Below are 24,375 nucleotides of genomic sequence, written 5' to 3'. Positions count from 1 at the left end.
TCCAGCGACGTGGGGAGGGAACGCGGGGCGTCCGGGAGCGCATGCCGGGGGTACCGATTGAGAGCGCTCTCAGATGTGCCGTCCCGGACTGTAGCGGAGTTTGATAGTCAGGTCCATGCCAATGAAGACGGTGGGGCGGAGGTGTGCGAGGACTCCGGACACCGGGTTGAGTAGGCGTACTCATCCGGCCCGCAAGCACTCGTCCTACTGTCACAGGAACAGGGGAGCGGGCCAGATGGAGGAACTGATCATGACCGGATCACGCCGCAGACGGTGGAGAGCCGCGCTGTCCGGCACGCTGGCGGCTTCGCTGGTCGTACTGGTGGGCGCGTGCGGAGTGGTCGACACCGATGACGACCGCCGGGCGGCGGAGGAACTGGCCGAGAAGAACTTCCCGGGACAGCTCGAGGCGATCGGAGCACGCACGCTCTTCCCGGGCTCCGGCGGCTCGGAGGTCACGTTCGCGGTGGCCGACGACCGCGACGCCGTGGTCCGGCTCCGCATCGACACGGACAGGGCGGACGAGGGCACGTGCGACCGCAAGGACTGCGCGGGCGCCCTGACCGAAGCCGTGAAGCGCGGGCGTCAGCAGGCCGAGGACTTCCGCACGCTCAGGGGCGCTTTCGACGCTTGCGGATACGAGGTCGTGGCCCTGGGGCCGACCGGCACACCGCCCTACGTCGTGGCCGAGCTGACGAACGCCACCGTCGCGAAGGTGCTCGGCGAGATCGGGGAGTGCGTCCAGCGCTGGGTCACGGCGAGCGGAGCCGACAGTACGACGGCGAGGGCTCAGGGGTCGTACGTGAACGTGGTCTCCCCGTCCGTCGCCGACCGGCGCGACCGGAGCGAGGAGTCGTGGCCCACCATCATGCGGCTGACCCGGCAGGGCCTCCTGGCGTCGCTCACCAAGCAGGCCTATGTCTCGGCGAGTTACGAGATCGTGGCGGGCCGGGTGGACACGACCGGCAGCGCCCGGGTCGTCCGCCCGTTCCGGGAACGTCAGAAGTTCGGCGAAACCGTGCAGAACGCGGTGAAGGAGCGACTGCGCGTCACCTACCCCGAGGTGGTCATGAGCACCTACCAGTGGATCTGGCGGCTGGAGCCGGGCCGCGTCGACCGGCAGACCGGCTACGTCCTGTTCTGCCCCGAGCCGGACGCGCGCGGGCAGTGCGTCAACAGCGACGACGCGGCCCTGGTGACCACGGACGAGCACGGCACTCCGGTGGGGAAGATCCGCCTCGTGCACGACGTACGCGAGGGCACCGGGATGCTGCGGCTGCCGCCCTACTGAGGACGGGGCGCCCCAGGGCCCCGGCTGTTCGCTGCCGGCACGCGAGGGCCCGCGGGCGTGGCCCGGTGTGTCGTGGGATCGTGGCGCCATGACCATCACCGCTCGCCCGGCCTCGGTGTTCCAGGATGTTCGCACCCTGGTCGGACCCAAGTCACCGACAGCCAAAGCCTGTTGGTGCCTGAGCTACCGGATTCCGGCCAAGCTCGACACCGAGCTCCGCGGTCCGGCGCGGGGTGAGTACGCCGCCGGGCTGGGCCGTGCGGAGCCTCCGCCGGGGGTGCTCGCCCACGACGGGGACGAGCCGGTGGAGTGGGCCGCCGTGGCGCCGCGCTCGGACACCTCCTTCGCCCGCAGCCGAAAGATCCCGCACGTCGACGACCTGCCGGTCTGGTCCCTGTGGTGCGTCCGGGTTCGCCCCGGTCACCGCGGCAAGGGGATCTCGCACGAACTGATCGCCGGTGCGGTCGGGTTCGCCCGCGCCCACGGTGCGCCGGCGGTCGAGGCGTACCCGCTCGACAGCGGTGACGCCAAGGTCGATCCGACGATGGCGTACCCCGGCATCCGGAAGAACGTCGAGCGCGCCGGGTTCACCCACGCCGCCGACACCACCTCGGTACTGGCCGGCCGTCCCCGCGTCCTGATGCGGCTCGACCTGCGCGGGTAGCGGCGTTCGTCACCCCCGCGGCACCCACGGCCGCGGCTTCTCCGGGTTGCGGACCACCCAGATCCGGGCGACGCGGCCGTCGGCCCCTACAGGGAGACGCCCCCAGCATCGGTGCGCGCGTGACGCACGGGGCGTCGATGCTGTACGTACTCCCGGCGGTACTGGCCCGGAGGCCGGCGGCGGCTCGCCCCGGCCCAACGCTGAGGTCCGCCGCGACGGAGCACGGGGAGGCGCGGCCAGGACCCGTCCGTGTCCGCGATGCAGTCACCCACGCGGGTAAATGCCGAATACAGCTACCCTCCGTGCGGCAGACGCGGTACTCATCGACGCGAAGGGGCCGGACGACGGCATGGACGGGAACAGCGGCAACAGTCACGGGCGCATCGTCGTCGCCCTCGACGGCGTGAGCATGCGCCGCCACACCACCGGCCGGGTCATCCTCGACAGCGTCGGCTGGACCGTCCGGGCGGGCGAGCACTGGGCGCTGCTCGGCCCCAACGGGGCGGGCAAGACCAGCGTCCTGCGGCTCGTCGGCACCACCGCCTTCCCCACCACCGGCACGGTCGACGTCCTCGGCCACCGGCTCGGCCGCGTCGACGTGCGGGAGCTACGCACCCGCATCGGCCATGTCTCCACCTCCCAGCGCGTCCCGGGGGACCTCACCGGCCACACCATCGTCCTCACCGGCCACTCCGGCACCGTCCAGCCGCTGTGGAAGTCGTACGACGACGAGGTGCGCGAGCGTGCCCACGGGCTACTCACCGAACTCCACGTCAGGGAGCTCGCCGACCGCCCCTACGGCGTCTGCTCGGGCGGCCAGCGCGCCCGGATCCTCATCGCCCGCGCTCTCATGGCGGATCCGGCCCTGTTGCTGCTCGACGAGCCGTTCAACGCACTCGATCTGCCCTCGCGCGAGGACCTCGTCGACACCATGCGTCATCTGGCCGTGAACCGGCCTGAGTTGTCGACGGTGACGGTCACGCACCACGTGGAGGAGCTCTCCCCGGCGATCGGTCACGCCCTGCTCCTGCGTGAGGGGCGCGTCCTCGCCGCGGGGGCGGTCGAGGACGTCCTCACACAGGAGCTCATGACCGCCTGCTTCGGCCGCCCCATCGAGGTGTCACGGCACGCGGGCCGCTGGCTGGCCCGCTCGGGCGGCCTCGGGTAGACGGGGCCCGTCCCGCCCCCGGGCGAGCGGGAAGTCCGGCCCCGGGTTCGCGTCGGCGAGGCACGCCCACTGCCCGGACGGCAGTCGCACGCGGGCCCGGGCGTCAGGCTGCCCGGCTGGTTGAGGGCGGAGGGGCCGGGTCGCTGTGGGCAGGGGCCTCAGGGCTCCAGCAACGGCAGTCCGGCCGTACGCCACAGGGCGTGGAACCCGTGCTCCACCCCGGGTCCTTCCGCCGCGGTGCGCCAGACCCGGACCGTCGCCCCGCTCATGGCGGGCCCGTCGAGGGGTGCCCAGCCCGGGTCGCCCCGGGCGGCGAACCCGGCCCAGGCACGGGTCATGCGCCGGGAGAGTTCCTCGTCGGCCGGGCCGGGCGGGCCGCCGACGAGGAAGTGGACGCTCTCCTCGTGGAGGTTGCCGAAGGCGAACGGAATGTCCGCGCAGTGCCAGGCGCGCACCCGCCGCCCCGCACGGTCCCGGCGGCGGTCGAAGCGGGCGAGGAAGGCCCGGCCACCCGCCAGGGCGTGGGCCTCGGCGAGGCGGGTGCTGTACTCGGCGAACAGGAGGCCGGAGCAGAGGGTCAGGTAGACATCGAGGACCGGCGCGTCCGGCAGGAGCTTCCGGTGCCCCTCGACGAGCGACGCCGGAAGCCCGAAGTCGGCCGTGAAGACGGCCAGTCGCTCCTCCGATGTGACCTTCGCGCTGCTGCCGACCGCGTCCAGGAGCCAGTACTCCTCCGTGGTGTGGCAGACCAGCAGCTCCACCGCGCCGCCCGCTCCGGCCGCCAGTGCCTCCAGCGGGTCGGCGGTCAGGAGGACGCCGTCGGCGACCGGGCCGAAGATCGCCGGGTCGTAGTGGCGCCGCCCGGAGCCGGGGTCGTGTGCGTACCGCTCGCAGACCCGGTCCGTCGCGGCCACGAGCGCCTCGGGCGGGGCGGCGAGCAGCCCGGCGCTCGTGGCGGGCACACCGGCCGCCGCAGCGACCTCGGCGGTGGTGCGGGCCGCCTGCTCCACCGTGGCGAAGGCGTTGACGGCGCTGTGCAGGACGGCGCGGCGGAAGAGGCCGCGGGCGCGGTCGGCCACCGTCAGACAGGCCACGGAGGTGGCGCCCGACGACTGTCCGGCCAGGGTGACCCGGTCGGGCGAGCCGCCGAACGCGGAGATGTTGTCCCGGACCCATTCCAGGGCGGCGATCTGGTCGAGGAGGCCCCGGTTGCCGGGGAAGGCCGTGGCGGCGCTGCCGGCGTCGGGCCCGGGCGTGCCGCTGACGACATCCGGAGGTTCCGGCACCTGGCCGAACCCCTCGAAGCCGAGGCGGCTGTTGAGGGTGACGACGACGAGCCCCCGGCCGGCCAGCGCGGTGCCGTCGAAGTCGGGCTGGGCCGAGGACCCGAAGACGTACGCGCCGCCGTGGATCCAGACCAGCACGGGCAGGTCGCCCGGCCCGTCGGCGGGCGTCCAGATGTTGAGCGTGAGGATGTCCTCGTCACCGGGCGACCAGCCCGGCGCGCCCGGAAGTTCGGCCGACTGGGGGGCCACCGGCCCGAAGGCTGTGCACTCCCGCACGCCGTCCCAGGGTTGCGCCGGCTGCGGCTCCCGGAACCGGCGGGCGCCGAACGGCGGTGCCGCGTAAGGAAGTCCGAGTACGGCGACGATGGCGTGGTCCCGGGCGGCGCGGCGCCCCCGCACCCTCCCGGACTTCGTCGTGAAGACGTCCACTGCTCCCACTCCCCCGTCGCTGCCTCGGCCGGCGCTCGGCGCGGCCGGGCCAGCATGCCGGACCTCCGGCGCCACCACCACCGGATTGATCTTGGCCCGGTCTCCCGGTCCCGGCCTCCCGCCCGCCTGCTCGCGTGCGCCTCTGCCCGCGTGGGCGTCGGCCCGACCGCGACTCCGCCCGCGTGTGCGTCTGTCCGCGTATCCGCGTATCCGCGTATCCGCCTATCCGGCGATCAGTTCGCGCACGGTGGCCATGTCGCTGAACGGCAGCAGTTCGCCCCGGACGCTCTGGTGGGGCTCGCTGCCCTTGCCCGCGATGAGCACGATGTCGGCCGGCCCCGCCTCCGCGAGCGCCGCGGCGATGGCCAGGCGGCGGTCGGTGATCCGCTCGAACGGCGTTCCGGTCGACGCGATGCCGGGGGCGATCTCGTCGAGGATGGCCTCGGGGTCCTCGTGGCGGGGATTGTCGGAGGTGAGGACGCACAGGTCGGAGTGGTCGCCCGCGATGGCGCCCATCTCGGCGCGCTTGGTGGTGTCGCGGTCGCCGCCGCAGCCGAAGACGGTGATGATCCGGCCCCGGGCGAAGCCCCGGATCGTGGTGAGGACCTTGCTGAGGGAGTCCGGCGAGTGGGCGTAGTCCACGATCACCGAGGTGCCGCCGGGGGTGTGGAGGCGTTCGAAGCGGCCGGGGATCTGCGGCATCCGCTCCAGCGCGTCGACCAGCCCGGCCAGACCGTGGCCGAGGAGGTGGCAGGCCGCCACCGTGGCCAGCGCGTTGGAGACCGAGAACCGGCCGGGCGAGGGGATCGCCGCCGGGTACTTGCGGCCGCCGTGGTGCAGCGTGAACCGGGTGCCCGAGGCGTCCACGGTGAGATCGCTCGCGCGGTAGTCCGCGTCGCCGTCCAGCGCGTACGTGGTCACGGCGTCAGGCATCAGCTCCCGGATCCCGGCGCCCACCGGGTCGTCGGCGTTGACCACGGCGCGCCGGCACAGTCCCTGGAAGAGGCGGAGCTTGGCGTCCCGGTAGTTCTCCATGGTGCCGTGGTCGTCGAGGTGGTCCTGGGTCAGGTTCGTGAAGACGCCGACGTCGATGAACGTACGGTCCAGCCGGTGCGTCAGCAGCCCCATCGAGGTGGCCTCCAGGACGACGCTGCCGGTGGCGCGGTCACGCATGTGCCCCAGCAGGTACTGCAGATCGGGCGATTCCGGGGTGGTGAGCACGGAGGGGGGCATCGGGATGGGCTCGTCGCCGATGCGGCTGCCCGCGGTGCCGATCACCCCGACCCGGGTCCCCTCGGCGATCCGCAGCACCGACTCGGTCATGTACGAGACGGAGGTCTTGCCGTTGGTGCCGGTGATGGCGATCAGGTCCATCGCCCGGCCCGGTTCGCCGAAGTAGCGCGAGGCGAGGACCGCCGCGGCCCTGCGCACATCGGGGACGCGTACGGCGCACACGTCGCCCAGTGCCGCGGGCAGCGGCGGCGCCTGTTCGTCGACGAGTACGGCGACAGCGCCGCGGGCGACCGCCGGGGCGACGGCTTCCGGGCCGCCGGCGGTGTGGCCGGGCACCGCGGCGTAGACGGAGCCGGGGGTGACCCGGTCCGCGTCGAACGTCGCTCCGGCGGTGACGTCCGTGCGGGCAGGGGTTCCCCGCAGCACCTGGTGGTCCTGCCCGGCCATGAGGTCGCTCAGCTTCACGATGATCCCTTCGAGTGCGGCGCCGTCCGGCTGGTGCGGCCGTCGCCGGGAAGCGGCACGGGCGGATGCGCCGTGGGCCGCGTGGTGCTGTGGAGCCGCTCGTGACTTTCGCGTCCGGCGAGCGCCGGAGGCGACGGTGGTCTCCGGCGCTCGGCGGGCCGGAGTGGTGGTGCGGTGGTGTGCAGGTGCGCTGCGGTGCTGGTGAGGTGGTGCGCTGGGGTGGGCGAGGAGGCGGCGGGTCGGGCCGGTTACGCCGGGGGCCGGGGATGCCGGATGCCGCTGTCGGGAACCGCCGCGTGGACCGCTAGCCGTGGCCGTGCAGTGCGGTACGACCCGCTCCGGGCGCCGCGTCCGGGGGCGCGGGGGGCACAGCCGCGCAAATGGCGGCCTGGGGCAGCGCGGAGACGGCCCGGTGCGGGCGTGTCCTCGGTTCGGCGCTGGGTCCCATGGGCCGAGTGTACGTGCGGTGGGAAGGGCCCCGGTCCGCCGCCGGGCGTCCCGTCGGCCGGGGACGGCCGGGGACGGCCCCGAGTGCGGCCAGCCCCCCGCACGCGCGGCGAACGGCCCGCGACCTGCGTGAAGACCGGTCCGCGTGGCACGTACCCGGCACCGGGATCCGATCTTCCCTTTGCGGCCGGAGCGGGACCGGAGTGGAATTGCGTACAGGGGACAGTGGTACTCGGTACTCCCGGAGGGAAGGACGCGCCATGAGCGACACCGACTGGGGGGACGACGTCTACCAGCCCCAGGAACCCGAGGCTTCCGACCCCGACGAACAGCTCGACGCCGGGGACACGCTCATGGATCCGTCCGGCACCGGCGACCCGCTGGACGAGGGCTACGCTCCGCCGGACCGCCCCTGGGTCGTCGAGGGCCTCGGCACCACGGCCAACGAGCGGCGCACCGGCGAGTCGCTCGAAGCGCGGCTGACCAGGGAAGTGCCCGAGCCGGACGGTTCCGCAGGCGACGGCGTGGGCGATCTGGTGGACGGCGACGGCGAGCCGTGGGACGACGAGGTCGGCGTCGCCCGCGCCGGACGGCTGACCCAGCAGGCGGACGGTAGCGTCCCGGCCACCCTCACCGCCAGCGACGTGGGCGTCGACGGGGCTGCGGCGTCGGCCGAGGAGGCCGCGATGCATGTGATCCCCGAGCCGGGGGACGACGAGGCGCTCCTGGAGGCCGGTCCGGTGCCCGGAGGCGGCCCCGCCACCGGTGGCGGGGCCGCCTCGCCGGCATGATCCCACGCATGGCCCCGGGGCCGACGAGCGCCTTCCCCCGGCCCGCGCCCGGGCGTGCTCCCCCCGGCCGGGCGCTCCCGGCGTGCGGTCGGGGACGGAACGTGGGTCAGTGGCTACGAGGCCTGTTCCCCCTGGTCCGCGGCCGCCGATCGTTCACCACCGGCGATCCACCGCCGTCCGTACACCGTCGTAGTGGAGTGCCCGCATGCCCGACGCCGTCCCCGGTCCCGTCTCCGTCCAGCCCGTGGTGGCGCCGTTGACCAGCGCGGCGCTGTTCCTGGTCGGCACGATCGAGCCGGGCGGCGAGAGCGCGGTGCTGGACGTGCTGCCGGATCTCCCGGCCGCCGCCCGGTCGCTCGGTTTCCGCTACCCGGACGCCGGTCTCGCCTGTGTCGCGGGCTTCGGCTCCAGCGCCTGGGACCGGCTGTTCGCCGGGCCTCGCCCGGCCCACCTCCACCCTTTCCCGGAGCTGCGAGGCCCTCTCCACCATGCCCCGGCGACCCCCGGCGACGTACTGCTGCACATCCGGGCCGAGCGGATGGACGTCTGCTACGCGTGGGCGGCCCAACTGCTCGACAAGCTCGGCGGAGCACTGCGGATCGTGGACGAGACGCACGGCTTCCGCTACCTGGACCACCGGGACCTGCTCGGCTTCGTGGACGGTACGGAGAACCCGGTGGGCGACGACGCCCGCTCGGCGGCGCTCGTCGGGGCGGAGGACGACCCGGAGTTCGAGGGCGGCAGCTACGTCGTCGTACAGAAGTACCTGCACGACCTGACGTCCTGGAACGCGCTCTCCGTGGAGGAGCAGGAACGCGTCATCGGCCGCACCAAGTCGGACGACGTGGAGTTCCCCGACGACGAGAAACCCGCCGACTCCCACGTCGCGCTCAACACGATCACCGACCCGGACGGCACCGAACGGGACATCCTGCGCGCGAACATGCCGTTCGGAAGCTTCGGGAAGGGCGAGTTCGGTACGTACTTCGTCGGGTACGCCGCCGATCCCGACGTGACCGAGCGGATGCTCCGCAACATGTTCCTCGGCGATCCGCCCGGGACGCACGACCGCATCCTCGACTTCTCCACGGCGGTCACCGGTTCCCTGTTCTTCGCCCCCCGCGCCGACTTCCTCGACGCTCCGCCGCCCCCGCCCGTCCTGACCCGCGCCGGGGACCGGCCGGAACCGGTGCCCGCGCCGGTCCGGCAGGAGTCTCTCGCGGCCGGGTCGGACCACGGTTCGCTGCGCATCGGCAGCCTGCAAGAAAGCGCCCAGTGATGAACAATCTGCATCGCGAACTCGCGCCGGTCACCCCGTCCGCCTGGGACGAGATCGAGGAGGAGGCCCGGCGCACCTTCCGCCGCCATGTCGCCGGCCGCCGTGTCGTCGACGTGTCCGATCCGGCGGGTCCGACACTGGCCGCGGTCGGCGACGGCCATCTGAACGACATCGATCCGCCCACCCCGGACGTGGCGGCCCGGGCCCGGACATCGATGCCGGTCATCGAGTGGCGGGTGCCGTTCACGGTGACCCGCCGGGCCGTGGACGACGTGGAGCGCGGCTCCGCCGACAGCGACTGGCAGCCCGTCAAGGACGCGGCGCGCACCTGCGCGTTCGCCGAGGACATGGCGATCATCGACGGGTACGGGGCGGCCGGGATCACCGGCCTGCGGGACGGCTCCTCACACGATCCCCTCCCCCTGCCCGCCGACGCGCGGGACTATCCGGTGGCGGTCAGCCAGGCCGTGACGCGGCTGCGGCTGGCCGGTGTGGACGGACCGTACCGGTTGCTGCTCGGTGCGGACGCGTTCACCGAGGCCGCCGAGACCTCGGACCACGGCTATCCGGTCAAGACACACCTGAGCCGCCTGGTGGACGACGAGATCCTGTGGGCGCCCGCGGTCAAGGGCGGGGTGCTCCTGTCCACCCGGGGCGGGGACTTCGAGCTCTGCCTCGGTCAGGACCTGTCGATCGGCTACGCGGACCACGACTCCACCAGCGTCCACCTCTACTTCCAGCAGGCCTTCACCTTCCGGATGCTGACACCGGAGGCCGTGGTCGGCCTGATCGCCTGATCTCCGGGGGCGCTCACCGGCGCGTGTCCGGGCGACCGAGCGCCCCCGTTCCGCCGAAGACCCGGGGGCAGCCATCAGAGACTCTGGCCGTATGACGCAGACGACTTCCGCGCACCACGAGGGCGGCACGGCACCGCCGGCCGCCCGCTTCGACGCCGCCGTCCGGGCGGCCGTCGGGCAGGGGCTGCTGGGCGAGGGCAGCCCGGTCGCCGGATTCATCGACACGGAGGGCGTGCGCGCCTCCGTCGGCGACCTGCACGACGCCTTCGCCGCCACGCCCGAGGTTCTGCACACCTTCGCGGCGAAGGCCTGTTCCCTCGTCCCGGTGCTGCGGCTGCTCGCCGACTGCGGCATGGGGTGCGAGGTGGCGAGCCCCGGTGAACTGCGGCTGGCCGTGGAGGCCGGGTTCGCCGCGTCCCGTGTCGTCCTGGACTCCCCCGCCAAGACCCGCGAGGAGATCCGACTGGCGCTCGCCCTCGGCGTCGCCGTGAACGCCGACAGCCTCGACGAACTGCGCCGCATCGACGCCCTCCGCACCCCGGGCACCGGCTCCGTCCTCGGACTGCGGGTCAACCCTCAGGTGGGCGGTGGCTCGATCGGGCCGATGAGCACGGCGACGGACACCTCGAAGTTCGGGGTCGCGCTGCGGGACCCAGGGGCCCGCGAGGCGATCGTGAAGGCCTTCCGGGAGCGACCGTGGCTGACCCGGCTGCACGCCCATGTGGGCTCCCAGGGCTGCCCGTTGGAGCTGATCGCGGACGGGGTCGCACGGACGTACGAGCTGGCCGAGGAGATCAACGCGACGCTGGGCGTCCGGCAGGTCACCAGTCTGGACATCGGCGGCGGCCTTCCGGTCAACTTCACCGACGAGACCGTGCACCCCACCTACGCGGACTACGTGGCGGCCCTGACGGCCGCCGCCCCCGGCATCTTCTCCGGCCGCTACTCCCTGGTCACGGAGTTCGGCCGGTCGCTGCTGGCCAAGAACGGGTTCATCGGGGCCCGCGTGGAGTACACGAAGGACGCCGGGGGCCGCCGGATCGCGCTCACCCACGCGGGAGCGCAGACCGCCACCCGTACCGTCCTCATGCCCGACGCCTGGCCGTTGCGGATCAGGGCGTTCGGCCCGGACGGCACGCCCAGGAGCGGCCCGCCGCTGGCGCAGGACATCGCGGGGCCGTGCTGCTTCGCGGGGGACATGGTGGCGTACGGCCGGGAGCTGCCGGAGCTGGCCGAGGACGATGTCGTCGTGCTGTATGACACGGGGGCGTACTACTTCTCCACCCCGTGGGCGTACAACAGCCTGCCCCGTCCCGCGGTGTACGGCTTCCGTGCGGCGGCGGGGCTGACGGACGGTTCGGGCCACCACGGGCAGGTGACCTTCGTGACGGTGCGGGACGCGCAGTCGTTGGACGACATCGCGGCGGAGAGCGGTCTCGCGCACGCGGACGCGCTGATCGAACGGGGCGCCTGAACGGGCGGGGCGATGGAACGGGCGGGGCCGGAACAGCCGGGGCCGGCCGGCCAGGGCGGAACGGCCGGCCGGCCGCAGGTCATGTCCCGGCGGGCTGCGGCTCGGGCTCCGGATCGGGCACCGGGTCCGGGCCGGGCGCGGGCGGCTGCGGGATCGGGTCCGGCGCGGGTCCGGGCGGCACCGGCCCGGGGCCCGGCGGCACGGGCGGCGGGCTGGGCACCGGAGTGGGCGGGCCCGGTACGGGCGGAGGTGTCGGCGAGGGCGGTACGGGGTCGGGGTACGGGTGGGTCATCGCGATCCTCCACAACGGCGCGAAAGGGGCGGATGGAGCTTTCCTCCACCGTCTCCCGGAGCGGCTGCCCGCGCCTGCCGAGTCAACACATGCACCCGGCGGCAGCGGCGCGAGCCGGTGTGTGCCGGACCGCCCGGAGTGGGCAGTACTCCGGCGAGCTGCCCGGACCTGCCGGGATCCGTCCGGGGCCGCGACCGGCGCCGTCGATGGAAAGGTGTCCCTCATGCCCCTGCCGAGCGTTCTCGCCGTCCACGCCCATCCGGACGACGAGTCCCTGTTCTGCGGAGGCGTCCTCGCTCAGCACGCGGTCGGCGGCGCCCGGACCGCGGTGGTCACAGCGACCTGGGCGGAGGGCACGCACCGGGCCGCCGAGCTCGCCGAGGCCCTCGACGCCCTCGGCGCGGGTGCCCCACGACTGCTCGGCTACGCGGACGCCCGCGTGCCGGAGTCGGCCCCCGGCCGGCCCCGGTTCCTCGACGCGCCGCTGGACGAGGCCGTGGAGGCCGTCGTCGGCCACATCCGTGACGTCCGGCCGGAGATCGTGATCACGGTGGACGCCTACGGAGGCATGACCGGCCACCCGGACCACGTGCACGCCCACCGGATCACCGAGCTGGCGGTCCGGGCCGCCGGTCTCCCCCGCTTCTGTCCGGCGTCCGGTGATCCCTGGCAGCCGAGCGCCCTCTATCTCGCCACGCACCCCCGCTCGGCCGCTGTTCCGGTGGGCGGGCGGCTGGCCCGGCCGGGATCCCCGGCCGACGCGCTGTACTGCTCGGAGGACGCGTGGATCACCACGACCGTCGACGTCGGCCGCTGGCTTCCGCGGAAACTGGCCGCGATCCTCGCGCATCGCAGCGAGGTGGACCGCGGAGCGGCGCCCGGCCGGATCGCCGCTCTCCCTGCGGCCGTTCAGCGCGAGGTGCTGGGGACCGAGTGGTACATCCGCCGGGATCTCGCACCCCGGAACGGATCGGCCACGGCGCTCACCGCGTGACGGGAAGCGTGGTGGAACGGCGGCGCTCCGAACGCCGCCCGCCGCACCCGCACCCGCACCCGCACCCGCACCGGTCTCGGATATCAGGTCTCAGAACAGCTCGGGATGGTTCCTGAGCTGCCGCTCCGCCTCCTGGACGAGCTCGGCCGGCGCTTCGGGCGCCTCGTCGGGGTGACGCTGTGCCCACTTCGCCGCATACGGGCAGAGCGGAACGACGGGAACGCCCTCGCGGGCGGCCATGGCGTAGAACTCCTGGACCAGCGCCCCCGCGATTCCCTTGCCCTCGTGCTCGGGCCGGACGACGGTGTGTACGGCCACCAGCGCGCCGGGAGCCGGGTCCATGACGAAGTACGCGATGGTCCCGGCCGGCTCGCCGTCCTCGTACGCCACGAGACTGCCGTGCTCCCGGTCGTCCCTGATCTCTACAGTTGCCTTCTCGGCCATGACTCCTGCTTTCTCGTTCGTGACCCTGGACGTCGCTCGCCCGGAAACACGGACGGCGACCTCAACCGCCCGCGACGACGGCCTGCGGGCTCCGCTCCGTACGGGTCCCGGGAACCGGCGCCGAGGCGTCGGTTCCGAGCGCCACGATCCGGTTCTCCGCGTCCACGTGCACGACCCTCGGGACGAGGGAACGGGCCTCGGTATCGTCGACCTGTGCGTAGCTGATCAGGATGACCAGGTCACCGGGGTGTACCAGGTGTGCGGCCGCGCCGTTGATCCCGATGACACCGGAGCCGCGCTCGCCCTCGATGACGTAGGTCTCCAGGCGGGCGCCGTTGTCGATGTCAACGATATGGACCAGCTCACCGGGGAGCAGGTCGGCGGCCTCCATCAGGGCGGCATCGATCGTCACGGAACCGACGTAGTGCAGATCGGCCTGGGTGACGGTGGCCCGGTGGATCTTGGACTTGAACATGGTGCGTAGCATCGAGGCACTCCCGGACATAGGCTCCCTGCCTGCGTTTTTGCAGGTCAAGGGCGATTTTTCTACCCTACAACGAGTCGCATGTCCGGGCAGCGTTCCCCGGGTCCCTCAGGACTCATGCTGACCGCTTGCTGACTTTCCTGACGCCCCGCCAGCCAACCGTGGGGGGGTTCTGCACATCCCGCGGGCTCTACCGCGACCGCTCCGCAAGCCTACGCATCCCTCCTCCACGGGTACCCGTGATCACCATCACTCCGACGCGTTGGTGGTGGCCGCATGCCCCCATGACCACGGAAAGCCCCGCACGGCCATCCGGGAGCTCGACACGGCGCGGCAACCTACTGAGGTTGAACGTCCCCCTCTCCGCACCGGAGCACCTCTTCCGCACAGTCCGGAGCGGCCTACGGCACATCCAGTACCGCAGCAACCTCATCGACGGCTGCCTCACCGGGACCGGCCTGCCCATCCGACCCGCCTGACCAGCGACACGGCATCCGGCCGCACCGGGTCGGCCGCGGACACCGGAAGGCCGAGGTGGCGCGGCAGCTGCTCCACGTCGTCGGACGTCGCACCGCGCGCGTCACCAGCGCGTTCCACGCGTCCCGGCGAGGTGAACGGCCTTGACGCGGGAACGCGCCCGGCGCAGTCCGGTGCGGAGCTGGCGCAGACAGCCGGGGTTGACGGCGACGACGACGCCTGCGGCCTCGGCCTCTTCGACCTTCGCGGCGAGGATGCGACGCGATTCCCGGGGACGGAACAGCGAGTACGTTCCCGCCGCGCCGCAGCAGGTGTCCACCGTGGGGAGTTCGACGTAGTCGGCGACCTCGGCGAGCAGGTGTCGGGGGGCGGCCCCCCTGCTTCGGCGGCAAGGCCCCCGAGGTCAAGGGCCCCAACGACGTCGTCTCCGACCCGAAGGACGCGGAGACGCTGGAGATGACGGCGGACGTCATCGTCCGGATGACCATCAGCCATCTCATCCTGCCCTCCGGTGAGCCACACCTCAACGCGGCGAGACTGGCCACGGCGGCGCTGAGAACGATGAGCTGAGCCGGCCTCCCCAGTAACTGCCCGAACCGCAAGTACGCCATCCCAGGCGGTGGCGGGCGACGACCCCGGCTACGGCTACGACTCCGTGGGCCTGGCCGGGAGCTTCTCCGACCCGTTGTCGACGTTCACAGCCCGCGCCTCACCCCTGTGCTGTCGACGTGCCGGCCGGTGGCGTGGTCCGTCACCCCGCGCTGCCGGGGGCGCCACTCCTGGTCCTGTCCCGTGGGCGCTGTCGCGATGTGCGTTGTTTAGTGGGATCCGTACGGGAAACGCGGTGTCCCGACACACTCGGGATGGAGATGGAGGAGTACGCCATGCCGGCTGGATCCAGCAAGAAGCGTGAGCGGCAGTACGAGCACATCAAGGAGAGCCAGGAGGAGCGGGGCACGTCGAAGAGCCGCGCGAAGGAGATCGCGGCCCGGACCGTGAACAAGGAGCGCGCCCGGTCGGGCGAGTCGAAGACGGCGAGCAAGACGTCGACGCAGGACAGGAAGTCTGCCTACGAACGCGGCGGCGAACGTTCTCACGAGGGGGCACAGGGGCCCACGAAGGACCAGCTCTACGCGGAGGCCAGGAAGAAGAACATCGACGGGCGCTCCTCCATGAACAAGGAACAGCTCCGCAAGGCCCTCGGACGCTGACGCCCACCGGCGGCCCGCTGGCGGGCCACCGCTCGACGGAGGGAACAGGACATGACCGCGGACGCACGCGGCGACGACGTGTACCAGCCGCAGGACGACGACGGCGCCGATCGGCCGAACGTCGAGCCCGACCTGGAGAACACGCTCGACGAACGGGACCTGGACGACCGGATGGAAGAGGGTTACTCCCCGCCCGACCGCCCCTTGGCCGTGAACAGGTTCGGCACGACCGGGGCCGAGGTGCGCCACGGTGAATCCCTGGACCAGCGGCTCGCCCAGGAGACCGACGACGTGGAACCGCCCGACGGCGACGGCATCGGCGACCTCGCCGAGGGTGAGGGCGAACCCTTGGCAGCGGCCGAGCGCGAGCCCCGGGCAGGCCGGCTCAGCGCGGCGGACGACACGGCCGGGCGGGAGAACGACGTCTTCGCCGAGGACGTGGGCATCGACGGTGGCGCGGCGTCGGCGGAGGAAGCGGCCGTCCATGTCGCGGGCGAGGCGGACGGCCAGGGGCGCGAGGCCTGACGGCCGGTGAAAGCGGGAGAACATGACTGGTGCGGCAATCTTCGATGTGGACGGCACGCTCACCGACACCAACCACCTCCACGTGGTGGCCTGGTGGGAGGCCTTCCGGCAGGCCGGGCACACCGTTCCGATGCCCGAGATCCACCGGGCGGTCGGCCTCGGCTCAGGCGATCTGATCGAGCGGCTGCTGGGGCCCGACCGGGACGCGGAGCAGGACGCGGCCATCAGCTCCGCGCACACGGTGCTCTACGCGACGTACTTCGACCGCCTCCCCGCCTTCCGGCGCGCGGGCGACCTGCTGCGCACCCTGGCAGGCCGCGGTTGGCGGGTCGTCCTCGCCACTTCGGCGAGCGGGACGGAGCTCGCGGCTCTGCGGCGGGCGGTGGATGCGGACGAGGCGGTCCGGGCCACGGCGAGTTCGGACGACGTCGACCGGGGAAAGCCCTCCCCGGAGCCGGTGGAGCTGGCGTGCCGGCTGGCCGGAGTCAGTGCGGGGCAGGCGGTGTTCGTGGGCGACACGGTGTGGGACATGGAGGCGGCGGCCCGGGCCGGGGTGACCGCGGTGGCTCTCCTGTCGGGCGGTATCCCTCGCGCGGACCTGGAGCGGGCAGGTGCGGAAGCGGTCTACGAGAATGTCGCCGATCTGCTCGACCGCCTCGACGACAGCCCGTTCGGGCCGGGCCCCGACTGACGCGTGGACCTCGACCTCCCGTCGCGTGGCCGGACGTGCCGGCCGCGTACGGCTGCCGCCGAGCATCGCCCGGACCGGCCAGGTCGCGGCCGCGTCGTCCCGCCCTCTCCACGCCCGCGACCGTTATGTACGGAGATCGGGGGGTACCCCTGTCCGGAAGAAGCAGCCATGACGCGTGCGGAACGAGGATCACATGCAGGTGGGATACAAGCTGGCGGCAGAGGCGTTCGGCCCGGCGGAGCTGGTCAGGCAGGCCGTGCTCGCCGAGGAGGCGGGATTCGACTTCGTCGAGATCAGCGACCATTACCACCCCTGGCTCGACAACCAGGGACACTCGCCGTTCGCCTGGACGGTGCTGGGAAGCATCGCGGCCAAGACGACACGGATCGGTCTGGCGACCGGGGTCACGTGCCCCACCGTGCGCTACCACCCCGCCATCATCGCTCAGGCGGCCGCGACACTCGCCCTGCTCTCGGAAGGCCGCTTCGTCCTGGGTGTCGGCTCGGGGGAACGGCTCAACGAACACGTCGTCGGTCCCGGGTTCCCCGACGCGGTCCACCCCCGGCACGAAATGCTCACGGAAGCCCTGGAGATCATCCGGCTGCTCTGGAGCGGGGGGTACCGGTCCTACGAGGGAAAGCACCTGCGGCTGCGGGACGCCCGGGTCTTCGACCTCCCCGACGAACTGCCTCTGATCGCCGTGGCCGCCAGCGGCCCCCTGTCGACGCGCATCGCCGCCGAACTGGGCGACGGCCTGTTCGCCACGGAGGACAAGCCGAGCATTGTCCAGCACTACCGTGACGCCGGCGGCAGCGGCCCGTGCTACGGCGAGGTTCCGATGGCCTGGGCGCCCGACGCGCACACCGCCGCGCGCGCCGCCCTGGAGACGTCGCGGTGGGCGCTGACCGGGTGGAAGGTGATGAGCGAGCTGCCCAATCCGGTCAACTTCGACGCCGCGACCACCACCGTGCGCGAGGAGGACATTCTGGAGAAGTTCGCCTGCGGAGCGGACCCCGGACGCTTCGTCGAGGTCGCCCAGAGCTACGTCGACGCGGGTTTCGACAGGCTGGTCATGCAGAACGCGGGCCCCGATCCCGACGGCTTCATCGACTTCTACCGGCGTGAGCTCGACACGCGCGTCCGCCAGCTCGAGCCGAACAGCACGCGAACCTGAAAGCTGGGCCCCGGGCGAGTCATCGTCCGGGGCGGCGGACCTCAGTGTTCCCGCGAGGTCGCCCGGTGACAAAGGAACGAAGCATGACAGAAGCACCTCTGCGGATCGACGCCCTCACCATCGACGCCGGCAACCCCGAGCGGCTCGCCGCATTCTGGTCCGAGCTGCTCGGCCGTCCGATCGTGGACCGTACCGGCCCCTACGTCTGGCTGCGGCGGGAGAACGGGCTGGAGGTGGGTTTTCAACAGGCAGGTGAGCCCAAGCCCGGGAAGAACCGCATGCACTTCGACATCGCCTCCCCCGACCCGGGAGCCGAGCAGCAGCGGGTCGAGGCGCTCGGAGGACGACGCCTGGAGGAGTACGCCGACGGCGGTTTCCTGGTGATGGCCGACCCCGAGGGCAACGAGTTCTGCATCATCCCCGAGGACCCCGGCTCGGTCGGCCTCGATGACCGGGGGCACGCCCACTACCTCGACTGAACTCCGCGATTCGGGACGGCCCGGTGAACTCCTCGATTCGGGACGGCCCGGCACGCTGCGGGCGGGACGGTACCGTGGCGCGTCTTCGGGGCCGATGCTCAGAAGGTGACGTCGGCCGTGGGGGTGATCCGGGCTCCCATGTTGCGTTCCATCATGCGCAGGGCGGCGTCGGCGAGGTCGCTGTGGATGTGTGCCACGGCGTCCCTCGGTACGGTCACCCGCAGCTGCCGGATGTGGGCGTCGAGTGCTGAGTACAGCACGCACTGTTCGGTGACCTGCCCGCACAGCACAAGGTGGTCGGCGCCCAGTTGGGAGAGCAGGTAGCTGAGCGGCGTCTCGTAGAAGATCGAGTGCCGGGCCTTGACGACGAAGAGGGATTCATCGTCCGGCAGGATGGGTTCGATCAGCTCCGCGTTCTCTCCCGAGAGAGTCTTCTCGATGATCTCGCCGTGGTGGGACCGCCACTCTCCGAAATTGTCGTTCACATAAATGACCGGCACGTGTTCCGAGCGGGCGCGGGCGATGAGCCGCGCGATGTGGGGCAGTGCGCTCCGGACCGACGGAACGAGCAGGTCGGCATCGGGGTGATCGTACGTATTGATCATGTCGACGACGATGAGCGCGTTGTTCCTCATCCCCCCATCATCGCAAGGGGCCACGCGTGTTCCGGCCCGCGACCTGTCCGTGTGTTTCACGATGGACAGGGTGGGAACCCGGCACACTCGTCCCCCCGTACCGGCGGCGAAAGGAAAGGAGCGGACCCGTGCGCGCATTGACTTATCAGGGAAAGCGGGATGTCCGGGTGGAGACGGTCCCGGACCCGCGGATCCAGGAGCCGACGGACGTCATCGTCAAGATCACGTCCACCGGGATCTGCGGATCCGACCTTCACCTGGGCGAGGTTCTCGGGCCCTACCTCGACCCGGGGGACATCCTGGGCCACGAACCGATGGGGCTGGTGGAGGAGGTCGGCCGCGAGGTGACCGCCGTCGCTCCGGGGGACCGGGTCGTGATCCCCTTCAACGTGTCCTGCGGGCACTGCTACATGTGCGGGCAGGGGCTGCACTCGCAGTGCGAGACGACGCAGGTGCGCGAGCGCGGCATGGGTGCAGCCCTGTTCGGCTACACCAAGCTCTACGGGCAGGTGCCCGGAGGACAGGCCGAGTACCTGCGGGTGCCCTTCGGCAACGACCTGCCCATCAAGGTCCCGCACGGCCCGTCGGACGACCGGTTCGTCTACCTGTCGGACGTGCTGCCGACCGCCTGGCAGGCGGTGGAGTACGCGGACATCCCTCCCGGCGGCAGCTTCACCGTCCTGGGCCTCGGCCCGATCGGCGCCATGGCCGCCCGGATCGCCCGCCACCGGGGCGCCGACCTCGTCATCGGCGTGGACCTGGTCCCCGAACGGCTCGACCGGGCGAGCAGGTACGGCGCCACCTGCCTCGACCTGCGTCGCTACGGCAAGAACCTCGGTGACGCCGTCCGCGACCTCACGGACGGGCGCGGCACGGACGCGGTGATCGACGCGGTCGGCATGGAGGCCCACGGCTCCCCCGTGGCCAAGGCGGCGCACACAGCGGTCGGGCTGCTCCCCGACACCCTCGCGCGGCGCATGATGGAAACGGCGGGCGTCGACCGCCTCGCCGCACTGCACACGGCGATCGACCTGGTGCGCCGGGGCGGCACGATCTCCCTCTCCGGCGTGTACGGCGGCTCCGCCGACCCGATGCCGATGCTCACCATGTTCGACAAGCAGATCCAGCTCCGCATGGGCCAGGCCAACGTCAAGCGCTGGGTCGACGACCTGGTGCCCCTGCTCACCGACGACGACCCGCTGGGCGTGGACTCCTTCGCCACCCATCACCTGCCGCTCGAAGAGGGACCCCAGGCGTACGACACGTTCCGGGAGAAGGCCGACGGCATGATCAAAACCCTGCTCATCCCCTGATCCGGAGACGGGAACCGGGCCACTGCCAGGAAGGAGACCCGGGCATGGAGAACAGCAGCCGGCATCCCGGCAAGCGCGTGGTGGTCACGGGCGCCACCGGCAACGTGGGAACCAGCGTGGTCCGCGCACTCGCCGCGGAACCGGACATCGGATCCGTCCTCGGGCTGGCCCGCAGAAAACCCGCGCTCGAGATCACGAAGGTGGAGTGGGACACCGTCGATCTTTCCCGGGCCGACAGCGAGGACCGGCTCGCGGACCTGCTGCACGGCGCCTACGCCGTCGTTCACCTCGCGTGGCGTTTCCAGCCCACCCACGACCCCGTGGTGACGTGGCGGAGCAACGTCCTGGGCTCCCAGCGCGTCTTCGACGCCGTGGCGCGCGGCGGGGTCCCCGCCCTGGTGCACGCCTCGTCCGTCGGCGCCTACTCCCCGGGGCCCAAGGACGAACCCGGCGTCGACGAGCAGTGGCCCACGCACGGCTGGCCGGACGCTGCCTACTGCCGGGAGAAGGCCTACCTGGAACGTGTCCTCGACACCTTCGAACTGCGCCACCCGCAGATCCGGGTGGTCCGGATGCGGCCCGGGTTCCTCTTCAAGGAGACCGCCGCCCCCGAGCAGCGGCGGATCTTCGCCGGCCGCTACGCCCCCGGCCCACTCCTGCGGCCCGACCTGCTCCCCTTCGTACCGGACCTGGACGGGCTGCGTTTCCAGGTCCTTCACACCGGCGATGCCGCTGACGCCTACCGGCTGGCCGTGCTCCGTGACGTACGGGGCCCCTTCAACCTGGCGGCGGACCCGGTCATCGACGCCCGCACGCTGGCGGACCTGCTCGACGCCCGGATCGTGCGGATCCCCGGGGCCCTGGTGCGCACCGCGCTCTCGGCCGCATGGCGGGCCCATGCCGTACCGGCCTCCCCGCACCTGTTCGACGCGGTGCTGCGACTGCCCGTAATGGACTCCGGCCGGGCCCGCGACGTACTGGGCTGGCAGCCCACCCGTACGGCCGAAGACGCGCTGAGCGCCTTTCTGCGCGGCGTTCGCACCGGCGCGGGCGAGAACACCGCACCGCTGGCAGGCCGGAAGACCGGCTGAGTCACCCGGCCGTGCCGCCGGCGGAGCTCCGGAGGGTCGGCCCGCACGGCCCGCAGGCTCCGGGCACGTCCGATGTACTGGACCTCGGCGACGACGGACGACGTAGGAAGGACCACCATGGCGAGCAGTGAACAGCCGCAGGACCCCAACACGCTCCACCCCCGCCCCGACTTCCCCCAGCAGGACCAGGCACATCCCGGCTGGACCGGACCGATGGACCCGCCGCCCGACCACGGCGAGGAGTCCTACCGCGGCTCCGGCCTGCTCGACGGCCGGAAGACCGTGATCACCGGGGGTGATTCCGGGATCGGCCGTGCGGTGGCGCTGGCCTTCGCACGCGAGGGCGCCGACGTCCTGCTGACCCACCTTCCCGAGGAGGAGCAGGAGGCCGGGGAGACCGTTCGCCTGGTGGAGCAGGCGGGCCGCAGGGCGGTGCCCGTCCTCTGTGACATCCGGGACGAGAAGCAGTGCCGCGCGCTCATCGAACGCGCGGTGTCCGAGTTCGGCCGCATCGATGTCCTGGTCAACAACGCGGCGTATCAGATGTCGCAGCCCGACGGGATCTCCGCGATCTCGACCGAGCAGTTCGACCGCGTTCTGCGGACCAACCTCTACGGCATGTTCTGGCTGTGCAAGAGCGCCCTGCCACACATTCCGGCAGGGGGGTCGATCATCAACACGACCTCGGTGCAGGCGTACAAACCGAGCCCCCATCTCCTCGACTACGCGATGACCAAGGGCGCGATCGTCACCTTCACCCAGGGCCTGGCCCAGATGCTGGCCTCCGACGGCATCCGCGTCAACGCCGTGGCGCCGGGCCCCGTCTGGACTCCCCTCATCCCGGCGACGCTCCCCGACACCGCCGAGTTCGGGAAGCAGAGCCCGCTGGGCCGGCCCGCGCAGCCCGCGGAGATGGCGCCCGCCTATGTCTTCCTGGCCTCGGCCAAGGCCTCGTTCATCACCGGCGAGATCATGAACGCCACCGGCGGTACCCCGCTCCCCTGATGCGGGGAAGAGCGGCTGATTTGACCGTGCGTCGGCCGGGAAGGCGTGTCGTATGACCATGAACCATCACGAAACGCCGGTTCTCGACGCTCTGACCGCCTATCGTGACCGGGGCGAGCTGGGCTTCTCCCCGCCCGGTCACAAGCAGGCCCGAGGCGCTCCCCCAGCCGTGCGGGCCCTGCTGGGCGACGCGATGTTCTTCGGCGACGTCCTCGCCACCGGAGGGCTGGACGACCGCCGGGAGAAGTCCTCCGTACTGCAACGGGCCGAAGACCTCATGGCCGACGCGGTTCACGCGGAGCACACCTTCTTCTCCACCTGTGGCAGCTCCCTGTCGGTCAAGGCCGCCATGCTCAGCGTCGCCGCACCCCACCAGAAGCTGCTGGTCGGCAGGGACGCCCACAAGTCCGTCATCGCCGGCCTCATCCTCTGCGGCATCGAGCCCGTCTGGCTGGAACCCCAGTGGGACAAGGAGCGGCACCTCGCACACCCGCCCTCCCCTCCGACCCTGGAGGAGGCCTTCACCCGGCACCCGGACGCAGGCGGCGCCCTGATCACCAGCCCCACCCCGTACGGCACGGCGGCCGACCTGCGCGCCATGGCCGACATCTGCCACCGGCACTCCAAGCCCCTGATCGTCGACGAAGCCTGGGGAGCCCATCTGCCGTTCCACCCGGACCTGCCGTCCTGGGCCATGGACGCCGGCGCCGACGTCTGCGTCACCAGCATCCACAAAATGGGCAGCGGCCTCGAACAAGGCTCCGTCTTCCACCTCCAGGGCGACCTGGTGGACCACGACACCCTCGCCTCACGGGCCGACCTTCTCGGCACGACCAGCCCCTCCGTGCTGCTCTACGCCGGGATCGACGGCTGGCGCCGGCAGATGGTTCTGGAAGGCCAGGGACTGCTCTCCCGAGCACTCGACCTGGTGGCGACGGTGCGCCGCCGCATCGAGGAGATCGAGGGCATGCACGTCAACGGGCCGGACGACTTCTGCGGCCCCGGCGCGGCAGCGGAATTCGACCCACTGCCCGTGATCATCGACATCGAGGCGATGGGCACCACCGGCTACCGGGCCGCCGACTGGCTGCGCGAGCACCACCGCATCGACATGCACCTCGTGGACCATCGCCGGATCAGCGCCCAGTTCACCCACGCCGACGACGAGGACACCGCCGACCGGCTGCTGACGGCCCTGCGCGACCTGGCCCGCCACGCGCACACGCTCCGCCCCGCTCCCGAGGTGCGTGTGCCCACGCCCGCCGAGCTCCGTCCCGACCAGGTATGTCTGCCGCGTGACGCCTACTTCGCCGGGACGGAGGACGTCCCGGCGTCGGAAGCCGTGGGCCGCGTCGCCGCCGAGATGCTCACGCCCTACCCTCCCGGCATTCCGGCCGTGCTGCCCGGCGAGCGGATCACCGAACCCCTTCTGCGCTACCTGCGCTCCGGAGTCGAGGCAGGCATGAACATTCCCGACCCTGCCGACCCCACCCTTCAGACCATCCGCGTCCGCACCGAGAACCCCTGAGAACCAGGCCCGATCAGTCCGGGTCCGACCGACGCGCCGTACCCGGAACACCCGTGAGGGACCCAGCCTCCGGCCCGCCCTTCAGATCAAGGAGAAACCCCCGCCATGCGTGCTCTCGCCCTCGTCTGCACCCTGAACGCCTCACCCGCCTCCTCCAGCAGCCATCACCTCGCGGAGCAGGTCATGGCCCAGTTCGCACGCCATGACGTCCAGGGAGAGGTGGTCCGGGTCGTCGACCACGACGTCCGCCCGGGGATCGGGGTGGACCTGGGCGACGGCGACGCCTGGCCGGCGCTGCGGGAGAAGGTCCTGGCCGCCGACATCCTCCTCATCGCCACCCCCATCTGGCTCGGGCACCCCTCCAGCGTCTGCCAGCTGGTCCTGGAGCGCCTCAACGCCGAGTCCTCCGAGACCGACGACCAGGGCCGCCCGCACACGTACGGCAAGGTCGCCGCCGTGGCCGTCGTCGGCAACGAGGACGGCGCGCACAAGGTGAGCGCCGACGTGTTCCAGGGACTCAACGACGTCGGCTTCTCGCTCGCCCCCGGAGCCGTCACGTACTGGGTCGGCGAAGCCATGCACGGCACCGACTACCAGGACCTGGACGAGACCCCCGAAGCCGTCGCCTCCACCACCAAGGCCCTCGCGGCCAACGCCGTCCACCTGGCCCGGCGGCTCACCGGCAGCCCCTACCCGGCAGCCTGACCC

The 24,375-nt window shown here is 72.1% G+C and carries 24 protein-coding genes and 1 pseudogene; 19 read left to right on the top strand and 6 right to left on the bottom strand.

Going from position 1 to position 24,375, the window contains the following annotated elements; genetic code table 11:
• Window positions 1-235: 235 nt before the first annotated feature.
• The 3 genes from ACH4RG_RS20000 to ACH4RG_RS19990 all read left to right on the top strand — a co-directional run bounded on the left by ACH4RG_RS20000 (window position 236) and on the right by ACH4RG_RS19990 (window position 3,123).
• On the top strand, window positions 236-1,291 hold the full coding sequence (locus tag ACH4RG_RS20000; RefSeq protein ID WP_398539912.1) for an SCO7460 family lipoprotein: 1,056 nt from the start codon (window positions 236-238) through the stop codon (window positions 1,289-1,291).
• An 88-nt stretch (window positions 1,292-1,379) separates the two neighbouring features.
• The gene (locus ACH4RG_RS19995; RefSeq protein WP_398539911.1) at window positions 1,380-1,955 is read left to right on the top strand and encodes a GNAT family N-acetyltransferase; all 576 of its coding nucleotides are present in this window, start codon (window positions 1,380-1,382) and stop codon (window positions 1,953-1,955) included.
• Between the two features lie 349 nt (window positions 1,956-2,304).
• The gene (locus ACH4RG_RS19990) at window positions 2,305-3,123 is read left to right on the top strand and encodes an ABC transporter ATP-binding protein (protein ID WP_398540029.1); all 819 of its coding nucleotides are present in this window, start codon (window positions 2,305-2,307) and stop codon (window positions 3,121-3,123) included.
• A gap of 158 nt (window positions 3,124-3,281) precedes the next feature.
• On the opposite strand, the gene ACH4RG_RS19985 is transcribed toward ACH4RG_RS19990, so the two are convergent.
• Window positions 3,282-4,838, bottom strand: coding sequence for a carboxylesterase/lipase family protein (locus tag ACH4RG_RS19985; RefSeq protein ID WP_398539910.1), 1,557 nt, complete (start codon window positions 4,836-4,838; stop codon window positions 3,282-3,284).
• 222 nt (window positions 4,839-5,060) lie between these two features.
• On the bottom strand, window positions 5,061-6,536 hold the full coding sequence (locus tag ACH4RG_RS19980; RefSeq protein ID WP_397917705.1) for a UDP-N-acetylmuramoyl-L-alanyl-D-glutamate--2,6-diaminopimelate ligase: 1,476 nt from the start codon (window positions 6,534-6,536) through the stop codon (window positions 5,061-5,063).
• A gap of 707 nt (window positions 6,537-7,243) precedes the next feature.
• Here ACH4RG_RS19980 and ACH4RG_RS19975 point away from each other — a divergent pair.
• The 5 genes from ACH4RG_RS19975 (at window position 7,244) to ACH4RG_RS19955 (ending at window position 12,610) form a co-directional block, all read left to right on the top strand.
• A complete protein-coding gene (locus ACH4RG_RS19975; RefSeq protein ID WP_397917704.1) occupies window positions 7,244-7,774 on the top strand; it encodes a DUF5709 domain-containing protein in 531 nt (176 codons plus the stop codon).
• Between the two features lie 205 nt (window positions 7,775-7,979).
• Window positions 7,980-9,053 (top strand): Dyp-type peroxidase, encoded by a 1,074-nt coding sequence (locus tag ACH4RG_RS19970; protein ID WP_397917703.1) that lies wholly within the window; start codon window positions 7,980-7,982, stop codon window positions 9,051-9,053.
• A complete protein-coding gene (locus ACH4RG_RS19965; RefSeq protein ID WP_397917702.1) occupies window positions 9,053-9,850 on the top strand; it encodes a family 1 encapsulin nanocompartment shell protein in 798 nt (265 codons plus the stop codon). Before ACH4RG_RS19970 ends, ACH4RG_RS19965 begins: the two co-directional genes overlap by 1 nt.
• 91 nt (window positions 9,851-9,941) lie before the next feature.
• Window positions 9,942-11,324: a diaminopimelate decarboxylase gene (locus ACH4RG_RS19960; RefSeq protein WP_398539909.1), complete on the top strand. Its 1,383-nt coding sequence runs from the start codon at window positions 9,942-9,944 to the stop codon at window positions 11,322-11,324.
• A 515-nt stretch (window positions 11,325-11,839) separates the two neighbouring features.
• Entirely contained in the window at window positions 11,840-12,610 is a 771-nt protein-coding gene (locus ACH4RG_RS19955; RefSeq protein WP_398539908.1) for a PIG-L family deacetylase, read from the top strand.
• Between the two features lie 90 nt (window positions 12,611-12,700).
• On the opposite strand, the gene ACH4RG_RS19950 is transcribed toward ACH4RG_RS19955, so the two are convergent.
• The 3 genes and pseudogenes from ACH4RG_RS19950 to ACH4RG_RS19940 all read right to left on the bottom strand — a co-directional run.
• Entirely contained in the window at window positions 12,701-13,054 is a 354-nt protein-coding gene (locus ACH4RG_RS19950) for a GNAT family N-acetyltransferase (RefSeq protein ID WP_397917699.1), read from the bottom strand.
• 61 nt (window positions 13,055-13,115) lie between these two features.
• Complete coding sequence (panD, locus tag ACH4RG_RS19945) at window positions 13,116-13,541, bottom strand: aspartate 1-decarboxylase (protein WP_398539907.1); 426 nt, start codon at window positions 13,539-13,541, stop codon at window positions 13,116-13,118.
• A 577-nt stretch (window positions 13,542-14,118) separates the two neighbouring features.
• Window positions 14,119-14,394 (bottom strand): annotated as a pseudogene (locus tag ACH4RG_RS19940) (heterodisulfide reductase-related iron-sulfur binding cluster); the annotation flags it as partial.
• Here ACH4RG_RS19940 and ACH4RG_RS19935 point away from each other — a divergent pair.
• The 6 genes from ACH4RG_RS19935 to ACH4RG_RS19910 all read left to right on the top strand — a co-directional run bounded on the left by ACH4RG_RS19935 (window position 14,280) and on the right by ACH4RG_RS19910 (window position 18,095).
• Window positions 14,280-14,585, top strand: coding sequence for a hypothetical protein (locus tag ACH4RG_RS19935; RefSeq protein ID WP_398540028.1), 306 nt, complete (start codon window positions 14,280-14,282; stop codon window positions 14,583-14,585). The pseudogene ACH4RG_RS19940 and the gene ACH4RG_RS19935 sit on opposite strands and share 115 nt — an antisense overlap.
• A 314-nt stretch (window positions 14,586-14,899) precedes the next feature.
• Window positions 14,900-15,226 (top strand): plasmid stabilization protein, encoded by a 327-nt coding sequence (locus ACH4RG_RS19930; RefSeq protein WP_397917697.1) that lies wholly within the window; start codon window positions 14,900-14,902, stop codon window positions 15,224-15,226.
• A gap of 51 nt (window positions 15,227-15,277) precedes the next feature.
• Window positions 15,278-15,751 (top strand): DUF5709 domain-containing protein, encoded by a 474-nt coding sequence (locus ACH4RG_RS19925; protein WP_397917696.1) that lies wholly within the window; start codon window positions 15,278-15,280, stop codon window positions 15,749-15,751.
• Window positions 15,752-15,773: 22 nt separating this feature from the next.
• Complete coding sequence (locus ACH4RG_RS19920; RefSeq protein WP_397917695.1) at window positions 15,774-16,442, top strand: HAD family hydrolase; 669 nt, start codon at window positions 15,774-15,776, stop codon at window positions 16,440-16,442.
• A gap of 193 nt (window positions 16,443-16,635) precedes the next feature.
• A complete protein-coding gene (locus ACH4RG_RS19915; protein WP_397917694.1) occupies window positions 16,636-17,616 on the top strand; it encodes a TIGR03557 family F420-dependent LLM class oxidoreductase in 981 nt (326 codons plus the stop codon).
• Between the two features lie 83 nt (window positions 17,617-17,699).
• Entirely contained in the window at window positions 17,700-18,095 is a 396-nt protein-coding gene (locus tag ACH4RG_RS19910) for a VOC family protein (protein ID WP_397927220.1), read from the top strand.
• Between the two features lie 98 nt (window positions 18,096-18,193).
• Here ACH4RG_RS19910 and ACH4RG_RS19905 read toward each other — a convergent pair whose 3' ends face one another.
• The gene (locus ACH4RG_RS19905) at window positions 18,194-18,730 is read right to left on the bottom strand and encodes a cysteine hydrolase family protein (protein WP_397917692.1); all 537 of its coding nucleotides are present in this window, start codon (window positions 18,728-18,730) and stop codon (window positions 18,194-18,196) included.
• A gap of 128 nt (window positions 18,731-18,858) precedes the next feature.
• Here ACH4RG_RS19905 and ACH4RG_RS19900 point away from each other — a divergent pair, with 128 nt between their 5' ends.
• The 5 genes from ACH4RG_RS19900 to ACH4RG_RS19880 all read left to right on the top strand — a co-directional run bounded on the left by ACH4RG_RS19900 (window position 18,859) and on the right by ACH4RG_RS19880 (window position 24,372).
• The gene (locus tag ACH4RG_RS19900) at window positions 18,859-20,043 is read left to right on the top strand and encodes an alcohol dehydrogenase catalytic domain-containing protein (RefSeq protein ID WP_398539906.1); all 1,185 of its coding nucleotides are present in this window, start codon (window positions 18,859-18,861) and stop codon (window positions 20,041-20,043) included.
• 44 nt (window positions 20,044-20,087) lie between these two features.
• Window positions 20,088-21,134, top strand: a complete 1,047-nt coding sequence (locus tag ACH4RG_RS19895; protein WP_397927218.1) for an SDR family oxidoreductase — start codon at window positions 20,088-20,090, stop codon at window positions 21,132-21,134.
• Window positions 21,135-21,251: 117 nt separating this feature from the next.
• Entirely contained in the window at window positions 21,252-22,139 is an 888-nt protein-coding gene (locus ACH4RG_RS19890; RefSeq protein WP_397927217.1) for an SDR family oxidoreductase, read from the top strand.
• A 52-nt stretch (window positions 22,140-22,191) separates the two neighbouring features.
• On the top strand, window positions 22,192-23,667 hold the full coding sequence (locus ACH4RG_RS19885; protein ID WP_398539905.1) for an aminotransferase class I/II-fold pyridoxal phosphate-dependent enzyme: 1,476 nt from the start codon (window positions 22,192-22,194) through the stop codon (window positions 23,665-23,667).
• 105 nt (window positions 23,668-23,772) lie between these two features.
• Window positions 23,773-24,372: a flavodoxin family protein gene (locus ACH4RG_RS19880; RefSeq protein ID WP_397917687.1), complete on the top strand. Its 600-nt coding sequence runs from the start codon at window positions 23,773-23,775 to the stop codon at window positions 24,370-24,372.
• Window positions 24,373-24,375: the final 3 nt, after the last annotated feature.

This window comes from Streptomyces sp. NPDC021019 (assembly GCF_044333295.1).
Classification (GTDB): domain Bacteria; phylum Actinomycetota; class Actinomycetes; order Streptomycetales; family Streptomycetaceae; genus Streptomyces.
The sequence above is the reverse complement of the archived record's forward strand: the minus strand, read 5'-3'. Positions and strand labels throughout refer to the sequence as shown.

Coding starts and splice junctions, on each gene's coding strand:
- ACH4RG_RS20000 (WP_398539912.1), top strand. CDS start 236: ATGGAGGAACTGATCATGACCGGATCACGCCGCAGACGGTGGAGAGCC.
- ACH4RG_RS19995 (WP_398539911.1), top strand. CDS start 1,380: ATGACCATCACCGCTCGCCCGGCCTCGGTGTTCCAGGATGTTCGCACC.
- ACH4RG_RS19990 (WP_398540029.1), top strand. CDS start 2,305: ATGGACGGGAACAGCGGCAACAGTCACGGGCGCATCGTCGTCGCCCTC.
- ACH4RG_RS19975 (WP_397917704.1), top strand. CDS start 7,244: ATGAGCGACACCGACTGGGGGGACGACGTCTACCAGCCCCAGGAACCC.
- ACH4RG_RS19970 (WP_397917703.1), top strand. CDS start 7,980: ATGCCCGACGCCGTCCCCGGTCCCGTCTCCGTCCAGCCCGTGGTGGCG.
- ACH4RG_RS19965 (WP_397917702.1), top strand. CDS start 9,053: ATGAACAATCTGCATCGCGAACTCGCGCCGGTCACCCCGTCCGCCTGG.
- ACH4RG_RS19960 (WP_398539909.1), top strand. CDS start 9,942: ATGACGCAGACGACTTCCGCGCACCACGAGGGCGGCACGGCACCGCCG.
- ACH4RG_RS19955 (WP_398539908.1), top strand. CDS start 11,840: ATGCCCCTGCCGAGCGTTCTCGCCGTCCACGCCCATCCGGACGACGAG.
- ACH4RG_RS19950 (WP_397917699.1), bottom strand. CDS start 13,054: ATGGCCGAGAAGGCAACTGTAGAGATCAGGGACGACCGGGAGCACGGC.
- panD (WP_398539907.1), bottom strand. CDS start 13,541: ATGCTACGCACCATGTTCAAGTCCAAGATCCACCGGGCCACCGTCACC.
- ACH4RG_RS19930 (WP_397917697.1), top strand. CDS start 14,900: ATGCCGGCTGGATCCAGCAAGAAGCGTGAGCGGCAGTACGAGCACATC.
- ACH4RG_RS19925 (WP_397917696.1), top strand. CDS start 15,278: ATGACCGCGGACGCACGCGGCGACGACGTGTACCAGCCGCAGGACGAC.
- ACH4RG_RS19920 (WP_397917695.1), top strand. CDS start 15,774: ATGACTGGTGCGGCAATCTTCGATGTGGACGGCACGCTCACCGACACC.
- ACH4RG_RS19915 (WP_397917694.1), top strand. CDS start 16,636: ATGCAGGTGGGATACAAGCTGGCGGCAGAGGCGTTCGGCCCGGCGGAG.
- ACH4RG_RS19910 (WP_397927220.1), top strand. CDS start 17,700: ATGACAGAAGCACCTCTGCGGATCGACGCCCTCACCATCGACGCCGGC.
- ACH4RG_RS19905 (WP_397917692.1), bottom strand. CDS start 18,730: ATGAGGAACAACGCGCTCATCGTCGTCGACATGATCAATACGTACGAT.
- ACH4RG_RS19895 (WP_397927218.1), top strand. CDS start 20,088: ATGGAGAACAGCAGCCGGCATCCCGGCAAGCGCGTGGTGGTCACGGGC.
- ACH4RG_RS19890 (WP_397927217.1), top strand. CDS start 21,252: ATGGCGAGCAGTGAACAGCCGCAGGACCCCAACACGCTCCACCCCCGC.
- ACH4RG_RS19885 (WP_398539905.1), top strand. CDS start 22,192: ATGACCATGAACCATCACGAAACGCCGGTTCTCGACGCTCTGACCGCC.
- ACH4RG_RS19880 (WP_397917687.1), top strand. CDS start 23,773: ATGCGTGCTCTCGCCCTCGTCTGCACCCTGAACGCCTCACCCGCCTCC.